The organism is Sphingomonas sp. 67-41, from assembly GCF_001899725.1.
GTDB classification, from domain to species: domain Bacteria; phylum Pseudomonadota; class Alphaproteobacteria; order Sphingomonadales; family Sphingomonadaceae; genus Sphingomonas; species Sphingomonas leidyi.
In genome coordinates, this window is the sequence record NZ_MKWJ01000022.1 from 721,978 (window position 1) to 739,525 (window position 17,548).

Below are 17,548 nucleotides of genomic sequence, written 5' to 3' on the forward strand. Positions count from 1 at the left end.
CGGCATTTCAGGTCAGCACCCCTGACCTACTTGCGCCGGGCTTTGAAATTTTATAACAATGGCGCGAAACGTGATTCCCGCGCGTTTGGCGACGGGAGCCTATGTCCGGAGAGCCCATGTCGAGCGAGCGCGATCGCGCCAATCTGCCCCCGCTTGCGCTGCACGTGCCCGAGCCGCGATTCCGCCCGGGGGACGAAGCGGACTTCAGCGACATCGTGGTGCCGCCCGCCGGCGTCACCCGCCGCCCCGACACCGCCGATGCGGCTTCCAGTTTCCATGAGCTGGCGTACGGCCTGGTCCGCGTCCTCGATGACGAGGGCAATGCGGTCGGCCCCTGGGATCCGCGGCTCGATGCCGATGCCAAGCGCCGCATGCTCCGCTCGATGGCGCTCACCCGCGCCTTCGACGAGCGCATGTTCCGTGCCCAGCGCCAGGGCAAGACCAGCTTCTACATGAAGTCCACCGGCGAGGAGGCCGTCTCGATCGGCGCGGCGATGGCGCTGGCCGGCGACGACATGTGCTTCCCCTCCTATCGCCAGCAGGGGATCCTCATCACGCGCGGCTATCCGATCGTGCAGATGATGAACCAGATCTATTCGAACAGGGCCGATCCGCTCGAAGGGCGCCAGCTGCCGATCATGTATTCCTCGAAGGAGTTCGGCTTCTTCTCGATCTCGGGCAATCTCGCCACCCAATATCCCCAGGCGGTCGGCTGGGCGATGGCGAGCGCGGCCAAGGGCGATACGCGCATCTCCGCCACCTGGTGCGGCGAAGGCTCGACGGCGGAGGGCGACTTCCACTCGGCGCTGACCTTCGCGACGGTCTACAAGGCGCCGGTTATCTTCAACGTCGTCAACAACCAATGGGCGATATCGAGCTTCTCCGGTTTCGCCGGGGCCGAGGCGACCACCTTCGCCGCGCGCGCGATCGGCTATGGCATTGCCGGCCTGCGCGTCGACGGCAATGACGCGCTGGCGGTGTACGCGGCCACCGAATGGGCCGCCGAGCGCGCGCGGACCAACCAGGGCCCGACGCTGATCGAGCATTTCACGTATCGCGCCGAGGGCCATTCGACCTCCGACGATCCCACCGCCTATCGCTCGGCCGGCGAGCCCAATGCCTGGCCGCTCGGCGATCCGATCCGCCGGCTGAAGGAACATCTCATCGCCATCGGCGAATGGGACGAGGCGCGCCACGCCGCGCAGGACCTGGAGCTTGCCGAGCTGGTCAAGGCCTCGCAGAAGGAAGCCGAGAAGAACGGCATCCTCGGCCATGGCATGCACCAGCCCTTCGAATCGATGTTCGAAGGCGTGTTCGAGACCATTCCCTGGCACCTGAAGGAACAGCAGCAGCAGATGCTGGACGAGCAGAAGGCGGCCGGCCTGTGAGCGACGAGATCGTGGGCGACGTGACGCAGATGAACATGATCCAGGCGATCAACTCCGCCATGGACGTGATGATGGCGCGCGATCCGAACGTGATCGTGATGGGCGAGGATGTCGGCTATTTCGGCGGCGTCTTCCGCGCCACTGCCGGCCTCCAGGCCAAATATGGCAAGGCGCGCGCCTTCGACACGCCGATCACCGAGATCGGCATCATGGGCGTGGCGATCGGCATGGGCGCCTATGGCCTGCGCCCGGTCCCCGAGATCCAGTTCGCCGATTACATCTATCCGGCGCTCGACCAGCTCGTCTCCGAAGCGGCGCGGCTGCGCTATCGCTCGGCGGCGGACTTCACTGCGCCGATCACGATCCGCTCGCCCTATGGCGGCGGCATCTTCGGCGGCCAGACCCATTCGCAGTCGCCGGAGGGCATCTTCACCCATGTCTCGGGCATGAAGACGGTGATCCCCTCGACGCCGTACGACGCCAAGGGTCTGCTGATCGCGGCGATCGAGGACAATGATCCCGTCCTCTTCCTCGAGCCCAAGCGCATCTACAACGGCCCGTTCCACGGCCATTATGATCGTCCGGCCAAGACCTGGGCCGATCATCCCGGTGCCCAGGTGCCCGAGGGCCATTATCGCGTCGAGCTGGGCAAGGCCGCGGTGGTCCGCCCGGGCGAGGCAGTGACGATCCTCTGCTACGGCACGATGGTGCACGTCGTCGCCAACACGGTCGAGGAACTCGGCATCGATGCCGAGATCGTCGACCTGCGCACGCTGGTGCCGCTCGACATCGACACGATCGAGGAATCGGTGAAGAAGACCGGCCGCTGCCTGATCGTGCACGAGGCGACGCGCACCTCGGGCTTCGGCGCCGAGCTTTCGGCCCAGGTGCAGGAGCGCTGCTTCTACCATCTCGAAGCCCCGATCGAACGCGTGACCGGCTTCGACACGCCCTATCCGCACAGCCTGGAATGGGCCTATTTCCCCGGGCCGGTGCGCATCGGCACTGCCCTCAAGAAGATCCTGAAGGACTGACCCGCATGGCACGCTTCACCTTCCGCCTGCCCGATATCGGCGAAGGCATTGCCGAGGCCGAGATCGTCGCCTGGCACGTCAAGATCGGCGACAAGGTGTCGGAGGACCAGCAGGTCGCCGACATGATGACCGACAAGGCCACGGTCGAGATGGAATCGCCCGTCTCCGGCGTGGTGGTCGAGCTGGCCGGCGAAGTCGGCGAGATGGTGGCGATCGGCTCGGCGCTGATGGTGATCGAAGTCGAGGGCGACGCCGCCGAGACCGCGCCGGTGGCTACCGAAGCTCCGGTCGAGCGGCAGGCCGAGGCAGAGGCGCCCCGCGTGGAAGAGGTCGTGGAGGCCGCTCCGGCACGCGTGCCCGCGTCCGCTCCGGAACCCGTACCGGTCGCGGCACCCGAGCCCGCCGCCCACAGGCAGGTCCTCGCCTCGCCCGCGGTCCGTGCCCGCGCCAAGGATCTCGGCATCGATCTCGCCGTGGTGAAGGCGGACGGCAACCACATCCGCCACGCCGATCTCGACGCCTATCTGCGCTATGGCAGCGCCCAGGGCTATCACGCTCCGCACGCGTCGCGGGCCCGCGACGACCAGCCGATCAAGGTCATCGGCATGCGCCGCCGCATCGCCGAGAACATGGCCGCCTCGAAGCGCGCCATCCCGCACTTCACTTATGTCGACGAGATCGACGTCACGGCGCTCGAGGCGATGCGCGGCGACCTCAACGACAATCGCGGGGCGCGCCCCAAGCTGACCATGTTGCCGTTCCTGATCGTCGCGATCTGCCGGGCGCTGCCCGATTTCCCGATGATCAATGCGCGCTATGACGACGAGGCCGGCGTGGTCACGCGCCACGGCCGGGTGCATCTCGGCATGGCGGCGCAGACCGATGCCGGGCTGATGGTGCCGGTGATCCGCGACGCGCAGGACAAGAATGTCTGGCAGCTCGCCGCCGAGATCGGCCGCCTGGCCGATGCGGCGCGCACCGGCAAGGCCAAGTCGGAGGAGCTGTCGGGCTCCACCCTCACCGTCACGTCGCTCGGCCCGCTCGGCGGCATCGCCACCACGCCGGTGATCAACCGGCCCGAAGTGGCGATCATCGGGCCGAACAAGATCGTCGAGCGTCCCATCTTCCAGGGCGACGAGATCGTCCGCGCCAAGCTGATGAACCTGTCGATCAGCTGCGACCACCGCGTCGTCGATGGCTGGGATGCGGCGAGCTTCGTCCAGGCAGTGCGGAAGCTGCTCGAAACCCCTGTCCTCCTGTTCGCCGACTGAGCATGGCGGGGCGGGCCACCATCGCCGGTGCCGTCGCCGCCTCGCTCCCCGTCGCGATCGGCTTGTGGCTGGCGCTGCGCCACGGCCTGCCGCCGATTGCGGCCCAGCCGATGCTGTTCGCACTCCAATGCTCGGGCGCGGTGGTGCTGCTCGCGCTCGTGCCCGGCATCGAGGCGGTCGCGCATGAGCGGCTGTTCCACCGCTCGATCGATCCGCTGGCCGGCGCCGATTCGCCGCGGTTGGTCGTCAACCAGCGCTATATCCAGAACACGCTCGAGCAGCTGGCGGTGCTGCTGCCGGGCCTGTTCCTGCTCGCCCGTTACGAGCCCGACCTGCGTCTCATCGCCGCCACCGCGATCGTCTGGACTCTCGGGCGCTGGGCATGGTGGGTCGGCTATCACATCCATCCGCTGTGGCGCGGGCTCGGCGTCTATTCGATGTTCCTCGGGATGGTCGTGCTGCTCTGGGGCGTCGGCCGATTCGGGTTCGATCTGGCCGGCTGGGCCGGCGTGGCGGCGCTGCTCGGCCCCTTCGCGTTGATCGAGCTCTGGCTCTTCCGGGTGCTCCGCCGCTAGGATATGGCAATGCAGAACTTGCTTCAGTGGCGGCCGATGACGGCGGGCGATCTCGACGGTGTCGTCGCGGTGGCCCGTGTCGCCTTTCCCGACCATCCCGAAGGCCGCGCCTGTTTCGTCGAGCGGCTCGCGCTTGCGCCCGACACCTGTTTCGTGCTGGCGGGCGAGGGGCGGGTGGCCGGCTATCTGATCGCCTATCCCTGGCCGCTGGAGGCGATCCCGCCGCTCGACACGCTGCTGGGGGCGCTGCCGTCGAATCGGGACAGCTGGTATCTCCACGACCTGGCGCTGCTTCCCGAAGCGCGCGGCGGCGGCAATGCGCGGGCGGGGCTCGACCTGCTGTTCGCCGGGATCGACGCGCCGATCGCGCTGGTGTCGGTGAACGAATCCGCCGCCTTCTGGCAGGCGCAGGGCTTCGCGCCGATGGGCAGCCCGGCCCTCCAGGCCAAGCTTTCCAGTTATGGCCCGCATGCGCGTTACATGGTGCGGAGCGTCCCAAAGCCGGTGTAGACCGGGGCCATGCACTTCGATCTGCTCCAGTCGATCAGCCTCGCCGGCGATGTCTCCGTTCCCAATGACGACCGTGCGGGCTTCGCGCGCGCCCATGCCTGGGTGATCGACGGCGCCACCGATCTCGGTCCGCCGGGGCTGGTCGGCGCCCAGGGCGGCGCGGCCTGGCTGGCGAGCGTGGCGCAGGCGGCGTTCACCGGGTCCGGCGCTGCGACGATCGGCACGCTCTATGCCGATGTCGCCGCGCATATCCTGGCCGCCTGGGAACGCGATCGCACGCGCGATCCCGAGGATCGCTGGGAATATCCCCTTGCCTCGGCGCTCGCCGTCCGGCTCGGCGCGGAGGGGCTCGAGATCGGCTGGCTGGGCGATTGCGTCGGCTTTCTCCGCTCGGGCGGCGGGGTCGTGCGGCTCGGCCCCGAGCGGGAGATCCGCAATTCCGAGGCGGAGCGTGCCGCCAGCCTGGCCGAGCATGGCCTGGGCAGCCCCAAGCGCTCGGCGCCGATCCTCGCCAATCTCCGCGCGACGCGCGGCCGGCCCGGCATGCGCGTGCTCAGCGTGGATCCCGAGCACATGGCGCAAGTCGATACCGCCGGCATCGCCTGCGCCCCCGGCGACGAGGTCTTCCTGATGAGCGACGGCTATGCCGCGTTGATCGACAGCTATGCCGCCTATGACGATACCGCGCTGGTGGAGGCGATCCGCGCCCGCGGCCTCGCCGCCATCGCGGAGGAACTGCGGGCGATCGAGCGCGCGGATGCCGCCTGCGCGCGCTTTCCGCGGTTCAAGGCATCGGACGACGCCACGGCCCTGTGGCTCCGCATCGGAGGCTGAGATGCACTGGATCCTGCGCTACGCCATCGCGCCCGACTATCTCGAACGCCGCGCCGGCTTCCGCGACGCGCATCTGGCCCTGGCCTGGGAAAGCGCCGATACGGGCGCGCTGATCCTGGGCGGCGCGGTCGGCGATCCACCCGAGAGCGCCCTGCTGCTCTTTTCCAGCGAGGCAGCCGCGCGGGCCTTTGCCCGGGCCGATCCCTATGTCGCGAACGGACTGGTGACGGGCTGGGACGTGCTGCCCTGGAACACGGTGGTCGGGCGCGAGGCGGCGAACCCGGTGCGGCCCGCCGCCTGAACCCCGCTATTCCCTGGCGTAGATCGAGCGGCTGAGCGCGTCGCGCACCTGGTCGCGGCCGGCGGTGATGCGCGCGCGGGCATCCCGGTCGATCGCGCCCGCTTCCTCCGCCACCGCCCGGCGCCTGGCGCCCAGCGCGGCAAAGGCCGCGGCATCGGCGCCGTTGCGGAAGCCGAAATAGCCATTGGCGTTGTACCAGCTCCTGCGGGCGAGCAGCGCGCAGAGCTCGGCAGTGGCGTCGAGCATCGCCTGCTGGTTGGCGAGCAGCGGATCCGTCGCCGCGTCGCCGGCGATCCTGGCGATGCCCAGCTTGGCCGCCCGGGGCAGGCTCGCGCTACCGATCGCTTCGGCCAGCGCCTTGCGCCGCGCGATGCGCGCCAGGCTCTGCTCGCCGGCAAGCGCACGGATCGGCTCGATCGCCTTGCAGTCGCCGATCGCATGCGGGTTCTGCTGAAGCAGATAGGGGCTGTTGAGCGCGCCCGCGCCGAACTTGGCCAAGGCATCGGCAAAGGCGCGCTGCGCGACGACATCGGCCTGCAGCGCATCGGCATAGAGCTGCGAGACGGGCCCGCGGCCGGCGGCGCCGGCGGGCAGGAGCGGGGTGCCGTCCGCTGCCAGCTCGATCTCGGCGAAGCTGCTTGCATCGGCGCGCGACTGGGTCTGGAACTGGCCGTGCGCGATCGCCGCCGCGCCGGCGCCGGCGCCGATCAGCAAGGCCAGCGAGCCGAGCTTCCATCCCAGATTCGCGTGGCGCGTCGTCGCCAGAAAGCCGATCAGCCATAGCACCAGCCCCGCCGCAGCGCCGCCGATCAGCAGCGCCGGCAACGGCAACGGCGAGCCGAAGCGCGGCCCCAGCAACGCCGCGAGCACCAGCACGGCGCCCCCGGCCAGAGTCGCGATCAGCGGATGGCCGTACGGGCCTTCCTCATCCCAATTGTCCGACATGATTTCCCCCAGTTCCCGACGACAGCCTAGCGGGGAAGCGTTTCCGTGCAATCGCTTTGGCGGTCCCAAGCCGGCCTTGCTTGCGCCGCGGCGCCCGCCCGCGCAAGGAGCCCACATGACCAGCACCACCGCTACCGGACGCGCATCCGGGCACAAGGGCCTCGCCCTCGCCATCGGCGCCTATGGCATCTGGGGCTTCCTGCCGCTCTATTTCCACGCCCTGGCCAGCGTGCCGGCGCTGCAGATCCTGGCGCACCGCATCGTCTGGTCGGTGCTGTTCCTCGGCGTGCTGGTCTTCGCGCTCGGCCGGGCGGGCCCGATCTGGCGCGCGGCGCGCGGGCGCACCCTGTTGCTGCTCTGCGCCAGCGCCACGCTGATCGCGATCAACTGGTTCGTCTATATCTGGTCGGTCGAGACCGGCCATGTGCTGGAGGCGAGCCTGGGCTATTTCATCAATCCGCTGGTCAATGTCGCGCTCGGCATGCTCGTGCTCGGCGAGCGGCTGCGGCGCTGGCAGGGGGCGGCGATCGCGGTGGCCGGTGCCGGCGTGCTGGTGATGGCGCTCGACGGCGGCGGGGCGATCCTGATCTCGCTTGCGCTCGCCTTCAGCTTCGGCCTGTACGGGCTGGTCCGCAAGGTGGTGGCGATCGATTCGCTGGGCGGGCTCACCGTCGAGACGGTCCTGCTGGTCCCCTTCGCCGCCGCATGGCTGGTCTACACCGCGGGACAGGGGACGAGCGGCTTCGGCGTGTCGGCCGGGCAGAACGCGCTGCTCCTGGCCGCGGGCGTGATCACCGCGACGCCGCTGCTGATGTTCGCCGCCGCCGCGCGGCTGATGCCGCTCTCGAGGCTGGGGCTGCTCCAATATATCGCGCCGACCATCCAGTTCTTCGTCGCGATCGCGCTGGGCGAGCCGCTGCGCACCGTCCACCTGATCACTTTCGCGCTGATCTGGGCGGGTTGCGCACTCTATGCCTGGGACAGCCTCCGCGCTGCCCGCGCGCCCATGCCGACAGACGCCTAGACTCCGCTTCAAATCCGGGATTGTCGCTGACGGGGTCCGCGCATGCGCGACACCGCCGGGCCCCTTGTCGCGCCCGAAGCCCGTGTCGCCGCGGAAGCGGTGCAGCTCTGTCGAAAATATTCAACCGATCGGTTGACTATTCCTGCTGCCGATGAGATATTAAACCACATGGTTGAATATCGACTCGACGCCACCTTTCACGCCCTTGCCGATCCCACGCGGCGCGGCATGCTCGCGCATCTCTCGCTCGGCGAGAAATCGATCGGCGAGCTGGCCGAGCCTTTTTCGATGACGTTCGCCGGGGCGGCCAAGCATGTGAAGGTGCTCGAAGGGGCGGGCCTCGTCGCCCGCCGCAAGGTGGGACGCAGCTATATGTGTGCCTTGAAGCCCGATCCGCTCGCCGAGGCCGATAAATGGCTGAAGCAATGGGAGAAGTTCTGGACCGTCCGCCTCGATGCGCTCGAAGCGATCATCGCCGCGGACCAGCGGGAGAAGCCCGAATGACGCATGCCACGCCCTTTCTGATGTTCCAGGGCGGCAAGGGCCAGGCGGCGCTCGATTTCTATCTCGAGACCGTGCCCGGCAGCCGGATCGAATCGGTCGAGCGTTTCGGCCCCGACGGGCCGGGGCCCGAAGGCACGATCCTGCGCGCCCATGCGGTGATCGCGGGGCAGAAGGTGATGGTCCATGACAGCTTCATCGCCCATGGCTTCGATTTCACGCCGTCCTGGTCCTTCTTCCTCGACGTGGAGGATCGCGCGGCGTTCGACCGGCTGTTCGCGGCCTTGTCCGCGGAGGGCGGCGTGCTGATGCCGCCCGATGATTATGGCTGGAGCAGCCGGTTCGGCTGGGCGAACGACCGGTTCGGCGTCTCCTGGCAGGTCAATCTGGCATGAGCGCGCCGGTGATCCTCACCGTCACCCGCACGTTCGCCGCGAGCCCGGAGCGGGTGTTCGACGCCTGGCTCGATCCCGGGCAGGCGGCGCGCTTCCTCTTCGCCACGCCCGAGGGCGAGATGGTCCGCTGCGAGATCGATGCCCGGATCGGCGGCCGGGGGCTGATCGTCGAACGGCGCGCCGGAGGCGATGCCCATCACCGCCTCCGGTTCGAGGCGATCGACCGCCCGCGCCGCCTCGTCTTCCTCTTCTCGGCCGATCCGGCGGAGGAGGGGGAGTGGACGCGCGTCGCGATCGACATCGCGCCCACGCCGATGGGCTGCACATTGACGCTCACCCATGAAATGGACCCTGCCTGGGCAAGCTATGAGGAACAGACCCGCAAGGGCTGGACGATGATCCTCGAAAGCCTGGGCCGTATCACGGAGACGGAAAATGGCTGACACGCTGACTGCCGACACGATCACCCCGCAGATGCTCCGCTTCGAGCGCGACCTGGCCGCGCCGATCGAGACGGTGTGGCAATATCTGGTCGATCCGGAGCTGCGCGCCCGCTGGTTCATGGGCGGACCCACCGAACCGCAGGTGGGCGGCAAGCTTGGCCTGACCTTCAACCATCAGGACCTGTCCGACGACGATGTGCCCAATCCCGAGCGCTACGCCGAATATGAGGGCAAGGCCTGGTCGGAGACCATCCTCAAGATCGAGCCGCCGCATCTCCTCGCCTTCACCTGGGACAATGGCGAGGCAGGGGAGGTGACGATCGAGCTGTTTGCCTTCGCTTCCGATCGCACCCGCCTCGTCCTCACGCACAACCGCCTGCGCGGGCCCGAGGATGCGCGCAGCTTCGGCGGCGGCTGGGCCGCGCATCTTGCGGTGCTGCAGAAGCGCCTGGCGGGCGCGCATGTCGCCAGTTTCTGGGACCTGCATACCGAGGCGGAGAAGCGGGCGGCGGAAGCGGTGGGGCTCGGCTGAGGCAGGGCGCGGCCATCCGGCCTTGCGATATGGGTTCCGCCTGCTTGGCTCGTGCGGCCGGGCCGCCCGCCCGGCCGCGCTTGCTCGACGGGTAGAATGCGGGGAACTCCCCGATCCGGGCATGTCGCCGCGCGAGAAGCCGGGATCGCAAACCGTGCGTGGGCGACTATCCCCTTGAGACAAGGGTGGTGCCATAACCGTCATCCCCGCCTGTGCGGGCATGACGAACGGAAATGGAGAAATGTGAGCCCCGACCTAGGGCAGCTCGAACAGCCCCGCCGCGCCCATGCCCCCGGCCGTGCACATCGAGACGACGACATGGCGCACGCCGCGCTTGCGCCCTTCGATCAGCGCATGGCCGACGAGGCGCGATCCGCTCATCCCGAACGGATGGCCGATCGCGATGGCGCCGCCATTGACGTTGAGCCGGTCGGGATCGATCCCCAGCGTGTCGCGGCAATAGAGGCATTGGCTGGCGAATGCCTCGTTGATTTCCCACAGGCCGATATCCTCGACCCGCAGGCCGGCGCGCTTGAGCAGTTTGGGCACTGCGAAGACCGGGCCGATTCCCATCTCGTCGGGCTCGCAGCCGGCGACCTGGAAACCGCGATAGATGCCCAATATCTCCTTGCCCTCGGCCTCGGCGGTCTGGCGGTCCATCAGGATCTGCGCGGCGGCGCCGTCGGAAAGCTGGCTGGCATTGCCGGCGGTGACGTGCCGGCCCTGCGCGACGAACCGGCCGTCCTTCCAGACCGGCTTCAGCGTGGCGAGCACTTCGGCGGTGGTGCCGGCACGGATGCCTTCGTCCTGGGTAACGGTGACGGTCTCGCTGCCGGTGCGGTTGCCTTCCTTGTCGAAGAGCGCCTTCGCCACGGTGATCGGCGCGATCTCCTCGGCAAAGGCGCCGCTTGCAAGACCGGCCGCCGCGCGCTGCTGGCTCGCCGCGGCGAAGGCATCCTGCGCCGCGCGGCTGATGCCGTAGCGCTCGGCGACGATCTCGGCGGTCTCGATCATCGGGATATAGGCGGCGGCCACCCGGTCGGTGACGGACTTGTTCGGATAGCGCGGCGCGTCGCGCATCGTCAGGCTGATCGATTCCATGCCGCCGGCCAGCGCGACGTCGATCTCGTCGGTCATGATCGAGCGCGCGGCCAGGGCAATGGCGGTGAGGCCCGATCCGCATTTGCGGTCGAGGCTGAAGGCGGGCACGCTGTGCGGCAGTCCGGCGGCGAACAGCGCCATCCGCGCCATGTTCGCGCCCTGCGTTCCCCATTGGTTGCCCATGCCGTAGAAGACGTCGTCGATCCGCGCCGGATCGATGCCGGCGCGTTCCACCGCCGCGTTCATCACATGGGCGGCGAGCACCGGCGCCTCGGTGTCGTTGAAATAGCCGCGACCCGCCTTGCCGATCCCCGTTCGCGCGGTCGAGACGATCACAGCTTCACGCATTGCGGCACCCTCCTGTTTTCGAAGATGCGGTATGGCCTTGCCTCGCCGCGATTGCAATGGCTCCGCGCCGTCCCATATCCGTCGGCGGAGGTGCGCCATGGCGAGCAGGCCGACACGGATTCCCGGGCCCGATCATCCGATCGCGATCGCACGGTCGGACGCGCATGTGGTGGTGCGGGCCGCCGGCAGGGTGATCGCCGACACCCGCCGCGCGCTGGAGCTCCGTGAGGCGAACTACCCGCCGGTCCTCTACATCCCGCGCGCGGATGCCGACATGGCTTCGCTCCAGCGGACCGACCATGCGAGCTATTGCCCGTACAAGGGCGAGGCCAGCTATTTCTCGATCCGCGGCGGGGCCGGGAATGCGGTGTGGAGCTATGAGGCGCCCCATGCGGCGGTCGCCGAAATCCGCGACCATCTGGCCTTTTATCCGGACCGGGTGGAGGCGATCGAAGTCAATCGCTGAACGCCGGCGGGCGCTTCTGCATATTGGCCATCACTGCTTCGATCTGGTTGGGCGTGCGCAGCAATGCGGCCTGTTCCCGGCTTTCGGCGAGCAGAATGTCGGCGGCTCCGGCCTCGAGATTGGCGAGCCGCTTGGCGGCGCGGATCGCATGCGGGTTGCGCCCGGCGATGGCCCGGGCGAGCGCCATCGCTTCTGCATGCGGCTCCTCGGCGATGCGCGTGACGAAGCCGAGCGCCACTGCTTCCTCCGCGTCGAATTCGCGGGCGGTATAGGCGAGTTCGCGCAGCACGTCGTCGCGGACATTGCCGCGCCAGAGCGCATAGCCGGCCATGTCGGGCACGATGCCCCATTTCATCTCCATCACCGAAAGCCGCGTGCCCGGCGCGGCGATCCGCACGTCGGCGCCGCTGGCGATCTGGAGGCCGCCGCCGAAAGCGACGCCATGCACGGCGGCGATCACCGGCACCGGCAGGGCGCGCCAGCCCCAGGCGACCTGTTGGAAATCATTGGCCAGGCCATGGCTGCGCCGGGCGAGATCGATTCCCGATCCCCCCGCCGCCATGCTGGCCATGTCCAGGCCTGCGCAGAAGCCGCGCCCCTCGCCCGAGAGCACGACGGCGCGGATGCCGGCCTCGCCCTCCAGCCGGGCGATCGCGGCGATGATCCCGGCGAACATCGCCGGATCGAGCGCGTTGAGCTTGTCGGGCCGGGCCAGCCGCATGTCCGCGACGCCGTCCTCGATCTCGATCCTGACGCGCTCTTCCATGCCTTCTCTCCTTTGCCTTGCGAACAGAATAGCGTGCAATCAGCCCACGCAAAGCCGGTAGCCGCGTCCCTTGTCGGTGCGCAGCATCGGCATGGCGAACCCCCGGTCGAGCTTGGCGCGCAGCCGCGAGACATGCACCTCGACGACATTGGTGCCGGGATCGAAGTCGAGGCCCCAGACCGCCGCCAGCAATTCGGAGCGCCCCGCCGGTCGATCGCCCTGGCGGACCAGGTGAAGCAGCAGCGCATATTCGCGGGGCAGCAGCGATATCGGCCGGCCGGCGCGCGTCACCCGGCGCTCGACGGGATCGATGCGAAGCTCGCCGAGCACGATTTCGGGCCGCCGCCGGATCCGCGCGGCAAGGCGGGCCGCCACTTCCTCGGCAGTGGCGGAAGCGGGCATCGCATCGTCGGCACCGGCATCGAGCGCCTGCGCCACGCTGCCCTCGATCGGCAGGAGCAGGAGGAGCGGCTCCTGCCAACCCAGTGCCCGGATCCGCGCCACGCTCTCGCCCGTGCCTGCGAACAGGCCCGCCGCCGCCTCCACCCCCGGTGCATAGGGGACGAGCCCCAGTCCGCGCGCCGCAGTGGCTCGGGCAAGGTCAGGGAGTTCGACGGTACAGGCGACACGCAGGGTCACGGCACCGAAGCTAGCGGCGATGACACCGTTTCGGCGGCAACCATGTCCGTTACGGAGCTAGTCTCGCCCGGGCATGGCCGGCGACGAAGCGGTCGGGATCGTCCGTCGCGCGGGAGAGCAGCATCGGCGCTTCGCCAGGCAGCGCCGAGACGAGCGCGTCGAGCGCAGTCACCCGCATCCTTGCGCAGGGATGGCGCAGGGCGAAGCGCTCGGCCAGGTCCAGCCCGTTGCCGACATGCACCGCGATGGCGACCAGGGCCTCCGCGGCGGTCACCGTCAGGCCCTCGGCGATGGTGCCGCGCCCGATATCGAAGCGATACTGGTCGAGCCAGGGCTGGGCGGGATCGGCAGCGAGGATGTTGAGCGAGACCGACATGCTGTCCGGCGGCAGCTGGACATGCACGTCGCGCCGCATCCGGTAGAGCATCAGCCTGCCGGGTTCGAGCCGCGCGCGCTCGACGAAGCGAAGCCCTGCATGCTCGCCGGGCAGGCCCGTGAGCGGCGCAGCATCATATTCGTAATAGTCGCTCCAATAGCCCGGGCCGAGATAGCCATAGGTAAGGAAATGGAAATTATGGTCGTGCGGCAAGTCGTAGAAGAAGGCCGCCGGCCCGCTGCGGCGGGTGGCCGAATCCGCACGCGCCGGCCAGAAATTGGCGCGCAGCACATAGCGGCCATTGGGCGGGCGAAGCAGGAAGACCTGCGCGCCATAGCCATTGCCGGCATGCTGGGCGGCGCAGCGTGTCTTGAGCTCGGCGATCGCGAGGTCGGCGAGGAAATCCGAGTTGCGCCCCAGCCGCGCGAGCAGCGGCCCCCAGCTCGCGAACGCATCCTCGTCGCGCGCGTCGACGGGATAGGCGTCGAGCGTTTCGACCAGCTCGACCAGCTCGATCGCGCCGCCCTGGCCGGGATCGATCAGGCGCGGCATGCCGTGCTCAGCCGCGGGCGCACTGCTGCGAGTGTCCGTTCGGCGGCCTCGCGTATCTCGATATGCGGATCGCCTGCCGCCATCGCTTCGAGCCGGGGCAGGGCGGCGTGCGCATCGAGCGCCAGCCATTCGCGCATCGCCGCCCAGCGCAGATGGAAGGCCGGATCGCGCGTCGCCGCGTCGAATTGCGGGCCCGCATCCGCCCGCCCGGCGAGGCGGAGAAAGGCGAGCAGCATCTCGGCGCGCGAGGCCTGGTCGTCGCCGCTCGCGACCCGGAGCAGCTTGCCGTCGCCGATCGCATGCTCGCGCATCAACGGCGCGGCGCCGGCCCGGATCGTCGCCACCAGCGTGACCACGTCGTTGCCGGCATCGGCAAGCAGCTGTGCCTCGCAGCGTCCGTCGATCGCGTGGACCTCGCCATCGGCGAGCCGCAGCGATTCCCGCTCTTCGCACGGGGGCGCTTCGGCGGCGCGGAAGTCCGGCCCGGCAGGCGCGGTCCGCCAGCGCCGCAACGTCGCGCCTCCCGCCCGGACGAAGCGCGTCACGGTGATCCGGCCGGAAAAGGTGCAGGCGGTCGGCGGTGGCCGCCGGCGCATCGCCGCCGCGCTGGTCACGCAGGCGGAGATCGCCACCGCGGGGCAATCGAACAGGACCGCGCCGATGCGGAGGCCGTCGCGGTTCGCCTTGAACGGCGGCTCGAACAAAGGGTCGGCGGCGATCGCATCGATCAGCGGCTGGAGCAGTGCCCCGGCCCAGCCGCCGTCGCCGAACAGCCGCGTCGCGCGGTGCGTCAGCGCCTCGGCATCCTCCGCGGCGCAATCGGCGAAGACCGTTTCGAGCATGCGATGCGCATCGCCATGCCGCCATTTCCGGATCGTACCCCGCCCAGCCTCCCGCGCGGCGACGAGCGCCGCGCGCGTTCCGGCATCCATCCCGTTCATGCGAAATCGGGCGCGATCTCGTAGATCAGGATCGCGATGCCGACGATCAGCTCGAACAGATCGTCGACATCGTTCAGGGCCGTGCGCAGCGTTCCATGCAGCGCCACGCTGGTGCCCAGCTCCGGGATCTCTCCCAGATCGATCTTCAGCAATCCCATGCCTCCCTCCCTTCCGAAGGTTCCCCGATGGGGCCACGCTAGGGCGGGACGGGAATGGTGCATCTTACAACGATGTAATTGCCGCCATTTGCGTGCTTTCCGCGGCCGCGCTAGGGGGCGGCCATGCGCCAACCGGCCCCTTCCGCCTTCGACCCGTTGCGCTTCTTCGAGCTGCGCTATGCCAGCCACGGCACGCGGCTGGGCATCGGCTATCGCACCCATGGCCCCGATTGGGCCGAGCTCGAGCTGCCCTATCGCGAGGACATGATCGGCGATCCGGCCTCGGGCGTGCTCGCTTCGGGGCCCATCCTGGCGCTGATGGACATGGCGACCGCGGTTTCGGTCTGGCTGCGGGCCGGCGCCTTCGTGCCGCAGGCGACGCTCGATCTCAGGATCGACTATCTGCGCCCGGCGACGCCGGGCCGCACGGTGGTCGGCCGCGGCGAATGCTATCGGCTGACGCGTTCGATCGCCTTTGTGCGCGGCCAGGCGCATGACGGCGATCCGGACGATCCGATCGCCCATGTCGCCGGCACGTTCATGGCGACGGAGCGCTACCGGTGATCCTGCCTCCCTATGCCGAACTGCTCGGCCTCACGGTCGAACCCGGCGAGCGAGCGCCGGTGCTGGTGATGCCCTTTGGCGACGGCGTGCTCGGCCGCCCCGGCTTCCTGCACGGCGGCGCGATCGGCGGGCTGCTCGAAATGGCGGCGGTGGGTGCGCTCTGGCAAGCGCTCGGCTCCGACCAGACCCAGGTCAAGCCGATCAACCTGACCGTGGACTATATGCGCGGCGGCCGCGACAAGCCGACCCGGGCCCGCGGCGCGGTGACCCGGCTGGGCACGCGCGTCGCCAATGTCGAGGCGATCGCCTGGCAGGACGAGCCGGACCGGCCGATCGCCGCGGCGCGGATGAATTATCTGATCGTGCGCTAGGATCCTTTGGGCGTCAGCCTGAACAGCCGCCCATTGGCCTTGCCGGCGTCCTCGAGCAGCCATACCGCGCCGTCGGGGCCCTGCGCCACGTCGCGGATGCGCATGTTCAGGTCCCATCGGTCGGCCTTGCTCGCCTTGTCGCCGTCGAGCGCGACGCGGATCAGCCCGCGGCCCGAAAGCGCGCCGATCAGCAGCGAGCCCTTCCATTTCGGGAACATGCCGCCCGAATAATAGATCATCCCGCCGGGCGAGATGGACGGGTTCCAATATGCCGCCGGCGCCTCGAAGCCGTCGCCGGGCGCATGACGGGGTATCGGCGTGCCGTCGTAATTGTCGCCGTCGGAAACCAGGGGCCAGCCATAGTTCCTGCCCTTGCGGATCAGGTTGACCTCGTCGCCGCCCTTGGGGCCCATCTCGTTCTCCCAGAGCCGGCCGCTCGCATCGAACACCAGCCCATAGGGATTGCGATGGCCGAGGGTCCAGGTCTCGGCGGGGACCAGATTGGGGCCGTCCACTGCCTGGGTGCGGGCCGGCGCGGTCTTGGCGAGCTCGGTGTTCCGGGGCGGATCGGTGACGGCCACCGTCGCCGTACCGGTCTTGCCGGCCCAGGGATTGCCGGGCGCCGGCTTGCCGTCGAGCGTCAGGTGCAGGATCTTGCCGAGCGCCTGGTTCGGATCCTGTGCCGGGGTGAAGCGCTGGCGCTCGCCCGAGGTCAGGAACAGCGACTTGCCATCGGGCGCGAAGGCGATGACCGCGCCGAACTGGCCGCCCTTGCCGTCCGACCCTGCGCGCCACAGCACCTGCGGGTCGACGAGCGTGGGCGCCGGGCCGTCGACAAGGGTCGCGCGGGCCATCGCCAGGCTGGATCCCTGGGGCCGCGGCTCGGCATAGGTGTAGTAGACCCGGTGGCTCTTCGCGAAATCGGGGGCGGGAATCACGTCGAGCAGCCCGCCCTGGCCCTGAAAGACCACGTCGACATTGGCGATCACCTGCCGCTGCCTGCCGTCCGCCGAGACGAGCAGGATCCTGCCCGCCTTCTCCGTCACCAGCATCCGTCCGTCGGGCAGGAAGGCCATCGCCCAGGGCGCGTCGAACGCAGTGACCTGGGTCAGGGTGAAGGGTGGTCCGTCGTCCGCGGACGAGCGGCTTGCCTGTCGCGCCGAGAGCCCCGAGCCCGCATTGCAGGCGGCGAGCAATGCCAGCGCGGGCAAGGCCAGGCGGAGACTTTTCTGCATCGGGTCGATCCCTCTCTTCCGTTGTCGCGGCGTCGACGCGCCGGAGTCCGCTGCGGCCCCGGGCGCCGTTCCCGGTGCCAATTCTGCTTGTATCCCGGGCGCCTGCCAAGTGAGGAAGGCGGAAGGCGGAAGGCGGAAGGCGGAAGGCGGAAGGCGGAAGGCGGAAGGCGGGAACCGGGGGCAAGCGCTTTCGCGGGACCGGGGCGTGTCGCCATTGGCGATGCGCAAGGCCCTTCGCCCGCGGCGCGGAAAGATCCCGCTCCGGCCCGAATCCGATT

At 69.2% G+C, this 17,548-nt stretch carries 23 protein-coding genes; 15 read left to right on the top strand and 8 right to left on the bottom strand.

Translation table 11 applies throughout. The annotated features are described in order from the left end of the window. The first annotated feature begins 116 nt into the window (after window positions 1-116). Genes BGP17_RS14405 through BGP17_RS14435 form a run of 7 tightly spaced genes read left to right on the top strand, consistent with a single transcriptional unit; the run spans window position 117 to window position 5,913 of the window. Window positions 117-1,388 (top strand): 3-methyl-2-oxobutanoate dehydrogenase (2-methylpropanoyl-transferring) subunit alpha, encoded by a 1,272-nt coding sequence (locus BGP17_RS14405; RefSeq protein WP_167299889.1) that lies wholly within the window; start codon window positions 117-119, stop codon window positions 1,386-1,388. Window positions 1,389-1,417: 29 nt separating this feature from the next. Beyond that, window positions 1,418-2,422, top strand: a complete 1,005-nt coding sequence (locus tag BGP17_RS14410; RefSeq protein WP_167300497.1) for an alpha-ketoacid dehydrogenase subunit beta — start codon at window positions 1,418-1,420, stop codon at window positions 2,420-2,422. 5 nt (window positions 2,423-2,427) lie between these two features. After that, window positions 2,428-3,693 carry a dihydrolipoamide acetyltransferase family protein gene (locus BGP17_RS14415; protein ID WP_286712470.1) on the top strand — a complete coding sequence of 422 codons (1,266 nt, stop codon included), beginning with the start codon at window positions 2,428-2,430 and terminating at the stop codon, window positions 3,691-3,693. A 2-nt stretch (window positions 3,694-3,695) separates the two neighbouring features. Then, entirely contained in the window at window positions 3,696-4,268 is a 573-nt protein-coding gene (locus BGP17_RS14420; protein WP_286712471.1) for an MAPEG family protein, read from the top strand. Between the two features lie 9 nt (window positions 4,269-4,277). After that, window positions 4,278-4,778, top strand: a complete 501-nt coding sequence (locus BGP17_RS14425) for a GNAT family N-acetyltransferase (protein ID WP_286712472.1) — start codon at window positions 4,278-4,280, stop codon at window positions 4,776-4,778. A 9-nt stretch (window positions 4,779-4,787) separates the two neighbouring features. Further along, window positions 4,788-5,612 carry a protein phosphatase 2C domain-containing protein gene (locus BGP17_RS14430; protein WP_167299886.1) on the top strand — a complete coding sequence of 275 codons (825 nt, stop codon included), beginning with the start codon at window positions 4,788-4,790 and terminating at the stop codon, window positions 5,610-5,612. Between the two features lies 1 nt (window position 5,613). Continuing rightward, entirely contained in the window at window positions 5,614-5,913 is a 300-nt protein-coding gene (locus BGP17_RS14435; protein WP_286712473.1) for a YciI-like protein, read from the top strand. 6 nt (window positions 5,914-5,919) lie between these two features. On the opposite strand, the gene BGP17_RS14440 is transcribed toward BGP17_RS14435, so the two are convergent. After that, on the bottom strand, window positions 5,920-6,858 hold the full coding sequence (locus tag BGP17_RS14440; RefSeq protein WP_286712474.1) for a hypothetical protein: 939 nt from the start codon (window positions 6,856-6,858) through the stop codon (window positions 5,920-5,922). A gap of 115 nt (window positions 6,859-6,973) precedes the next feature. Here BGP17_RS14440 and rarD point away from each other — a divergent pair, with 115 nt between their 5' ends. The 5 genes from rarD (at window position 6,974) to BGP17_RS14465 (ending at window position 9,753) form a co-directional block, all read left to right on the top strand. Further along, on the top strand, window positions 6,974-7,882 hold the full coding sequence (gene rarD, locus BGP17_RS14445) for an EamA family transporter RarD (protein ID WP_286712475.1): 909 nt from the start codon (window positions 6,974-6,976) through the stop codon (window positions 7,880-7,882). 168 nt (window positions 7,883-8,050) lie between these two features. Next, complete coding sequence (locus BGP17_RS14450; protein ID WP_167299882.1) at window positions 8,051-8,386, top strand: ArsR/SmtB family transcription factor; 336 nt, start codon at window positions 8,051-8,053, stop codon at window positions 8,384-8,386. After that, window positions 8,383-8,778 (top strand): VOC family protein, encoded by a 396-nt coding sequence (locus BGP17_RS14455; protein WP_286712476.1) that lies wholly within the window; start codon window positions 8,383-8,385, stop codon window positions 8,776-8,778. Before BGP17_RS14450 ends, BGP17_RS14455 begins: the two co-directional genes overlap by 4 nt. Beyond that, complete coding sequence (locus BGP17_RS14460) at window positions 8,775-9,221, top strand: SRPBCC family protein (protein WP_286712477.1); 447 nt, start codon at window positions 8,775-8,777, stop codon at window positions 9,219-9,221. The genes BGP17_RS14455 and BGP17_RS14460 overlap by 4 nt, the downstream gene beginning before the upstream one ends. Continuing rightward, entirely contained in the window at window positions 9,214-9,753 is a 540-nt protein-coding gene (locus BGP17_RS14465) for an SRPBCC family protein (protein ID WP_208413567.1), read from the top strand. The genes BGP17_RS14460 and BGP17_RS14465 overlap by 8 nt, the downstream gene beginning before the upstream one ends. A gap of 255 nt (window positions 9,754-10,008) precedes the next feature. Here BGP17_RS14465 and BGP17_RS14470 read toward each other — a convergent pair whose 3' ends face one another. Next, window positions 10,009-11,202, bottom strand: coding sequence for an acetyl-CoA C-acyltransferase (locus BGP17_RS14470; RefSeq protein ID WP_167299879.1), 1,194 nt, complete (start codon window positions 11,200-11,202; stop codon window positions 10,009-10,011). A gap of 97 nt (window positions 11,203-11,299) precedes the next feature. On the opposite strand from BGP17_RS14470, the gene BGP17_RS14475 reads away from it, so the two are divergent. Further along, complete coding sequence (locus BGP17_RS14475) at window positions 11,300-11,668, top strand: DUF427 domain-containing protein (protein WP_286712478.1); 369 nt, start codon at window positions 11,300-11,302, stop codon at window positions 11,666-11,668. Here BGP17_RS14475 and BGP17_RS14480 read toward each other — a convergent pair. The 5 genes from BGP17_RS14480 to BGP17_RS14500 are packed head-to-tail and all read right to left on the bottom strand — an operon-like array spanning window position 11,658 to window position 15,100. After that, window positions 11,658-12,434: a crotonase/enoyl-CoA hydratase family protein gene (locus tag BGP17_RS14480; RefSeq protein WP_286712479.1), complete on the bottom strand. Its 777-nt coding sequence runs from the start codon at window positions 12,432-12,434 to the stop codon at window positions 11,658-11,660. The genes BGP17_RS14475 and BGP17_RS14480 overlap by 11 nt on opposite strands. Window positions 12,435-12,473: 39 nt before the next feature. Then, the gene (locus BGP17_RS14485) at window positions 12,474-13,073 is read right to left on the bottom strand and encodes a winged helix-turn-helix domain-containing protein (protein ID WP_286712480.1); all 600 of its coding nucleotides are present in this window, start codon (window positions 13,071-13,073) and stop codon (window positions 12,474-12,476) included. Window positions 13,074-13,122: 49 nt separating this feature from the next. After that, window positions 13,123-14,001 carry a transposase gene (locus BGP17_RS14490; RefSeq protein WP_286712481.1) on the bottom strand — a complete coding sequence of 293 codons (879 nt, stop codon included), beginning with the start codon at window positions 13,999-14,001 and terminating at the stop codon, window positions 13,123-13,125. Continuing rightward, entirely contained in the window at window positions 13,989-14,942 is a 954-nt protein-coding gene (locus tag BGP17_RS14495) for a hypothetical protein (RefSeq protein WP_286712482.1), read from the bottom strand. The genes BGP17_RS14490 and BGP17_RS14495 overlap by 13 nt, the downstream gene beginning before the upstream one ends. After that, window positions 14,939-15,100, bottom strand: a complete 162-nt coding sequence (locus BGP17_RS14500; protein ID WP_167299875.1) for a hypothetical protein — start codon at window positions 15,098-15,100, stop codon at window positions 14,939-14,941. Before BGP17_RS14500 ends, BGP17_RS14495 begins: the two co-directional genes overlap by 4 nt. A 123-nt stretch (window positions 15,101-15,223) precedes the next feature. Here BGP17_RS14500 and BGP17_RS14505 point away from each other — a divergent pair, with 123 nt between their 5' ends. Together BGP17_RS14505 and BGP17_RS14510 are read left to right on the top strand one after the other, a co-directional pair. Next, window positions 15,224-15,664 carry a PaaI family thioesterase gene (locus BGP17_RS14505; protein ID WP_167299874.1) on the top strand — a complete coding sequence of 147 codons (441 nt, stop codon included), beginning with the start codon at window positions 15,224-15,226 and terminating at the stop codon, window positions 15,662-15,664. Beyond that, complete coding sequence (locus BGP17_RS14510; protein WP_167300493.1) at window positions 15,664-16,035, top strand: PaaI family thioesterase; 372 nt, start codon at window positions 15,664-15,666, stop codon at window positions 16,033-16,035. Before BGP17_RS14505 ends, BGP17_RS14510 begins: the two co-directional genes overlap by 1 nt. On the opposite strand, the gene BGP17_RS14515 is transcribed toward BGP17_RS14510, so the two are convergent. Further along, window positions 16,032-17,270: a PQQ-dependent sugar dehydrogenase gene (locus BGP17_RS14515; protein ID WP_286712483.1), complete on the bottom strand. Its 1,239-nt coding sequence runs from the start codon at window positions 17,268-17,270 to the stop codon at window positions 16,032-16,034. The genes BGP17_RS14510 and BGP17_RS14515 overlap by 4 nt on opposite strands. Between the last annotated feature and the right edge of the window lie 278 nt (window positions 17,271-17,548).

Excerpts from the sequence above, each read along its gene's own strand:
- BGP17_RS14405 (WP_167299889.1), top strand. The coding sequence starts at position 117 with ATGTCGAGCGAGCGCGATCGCGCCAATCTGCCCCCGCTTGCGCTGCAC.
- BGP17_RS14410 (WP_167300497.1), top strand. The coding sequence starts at position 1,418 with ATGAACATGATCCAGGCGATCAACTCCGCCATGGACGTGATGATGGCG.
- BGP17_RS14415 (WP_286712470.1), top strand. The coding sequence starts at position 2,428 with ATGGCACGCTTCACCTTCCGCCTGCCCGATATCGGCGAAGGCATTGCC.
- BGP17_RS14420 (WP_286712471.1), top strand. The coding sequence starts at position 3,696 with ATGGCGGGGCGGGCCACCATCGCCGGTGCCGTCGCCGCCTCGCTCCCC.
- BGP17_RS14425 (WP_286712472.1), top strand. The coding sequence starts at position 4,278 with ATGCAGAACTTGCTTCAGTGGCGGCCGATGACGGCGGGCGATCTCGAC.
- BGP17_RS14430 (WP_167299886.1), top strand. The coding sequence starts at position 4,788 with ATGCACTTCGATCTGCTCCAGTCGATCAGCCTCGCCGGCGATGTCTCC.
- BGP17_RS14435 (WP_286712473.1), top strand. The coding sequence starts at position 5,614 with ATGCACTGGATCCTGCGCTACGCCATCGCGCCCGACTATCTCGAACGC.
- BGP17_RS14440 (WP_286712474.1), bottom strand. The coding sequence starts at position 6,858 with ATGTCGGACAATTGGGATGAGGAAGGCCCGTACGGCCATCCGCTGATC.
- rarD (WP_286712475.1), top strand. The coding sequence starts at position 6,974 with ATGACCAGCACCACCGCTACCGGACGCGCATCCGGGCACAAGGGCCTC.
- BGP17_RS14450 (WP_167299882.1), top strand. The coding sequence starts at position 8,051 with ATGGTTGAATATCGACTCGACGCCACCTTTCACGCCCTTGCCGATCCC.
- BGP17_RS14455 (WP_286712476.1), top strand. The coding sequence starts at position 8,383 with ATGACGCATGCCACGCCCTTTCTGATGTTCCAGGGCGGCAAGGGCCAG.
- BGP17_RS14460 (WP_286712477.1), top strand. The coding sequence starts at position 8,775 with ATGAGCGCGCCGGTGATCCTCACCGTCACCCGCACGTTCGCCGCGAGC.
- BGP17_RS14465 (WP_208413567.1), top strand. The coding sequence starts at position 9,214 with ATGGCTGACACGCTGACTGCCGACACGATCACCCCGCAGATGCTCCGC.
- BGP17_RS14470 (WP_167299879.1), bottom strand. The coding sequence starts at position 11,202 with ATGCGTGAAGCTGTGATCGTCTCGACCGCGCGAACGGGGATCGGCAAG.
- BGP17_RS14475 (WP_286712478.1), top strand. The coding sequence starts at position 11,300 with ATGGCGAGCAGGCCGACACGGATTCCCGGGCCCGATCATCCGATCGCG.
- BGP17_RS14480 (WP_286712479.1), bottom strand. The coding sequence starts at position 12,434 with ATGGAAGAGCGCGTCAGGATCGAGATCGAGGACGGCGTCGCGGACATG.
- BGP17_RS14490 (WP_286712481.1), bottom strand. The coding sequence starts at position 14,001 with ATGCCGCGCCTGATCGATCCCGGCCAGGGCGGCGCGATCGAGCTGGTC.
- BGP17_RS14495 (WP_286712482.1), bottom strand. The coding sequence starts at position 14,942 with ATGAACGGGATGGATGCCGGAACGCGCGCGGCGCTCGTCGCCGCGCGG.
- BGP17_RS14500 (WP_167299875.1), bottom strand. The coding sequence starts at position 15,100 with ATGGGATTGCTGAAGATCGATCTGGGAGAGATCCCGGAGCTGGGCACC.
- BGP17_RS14505 (WP_167299874.1), top strand. The coding sequence starts at position 15,224 with ATGCGCCAACCGGCCCCTTCCGCCTTCGACCCGTTGCGCTTCTTCGAG.
- BGP17_RS14515 (WP_286712483.1), bottom strand. The coding sequence starts at position 17,270 with ATGCAGAAAAGTCTCCGCCTGGCCTTGCCCGCGCTGGCATTGCTCGCC.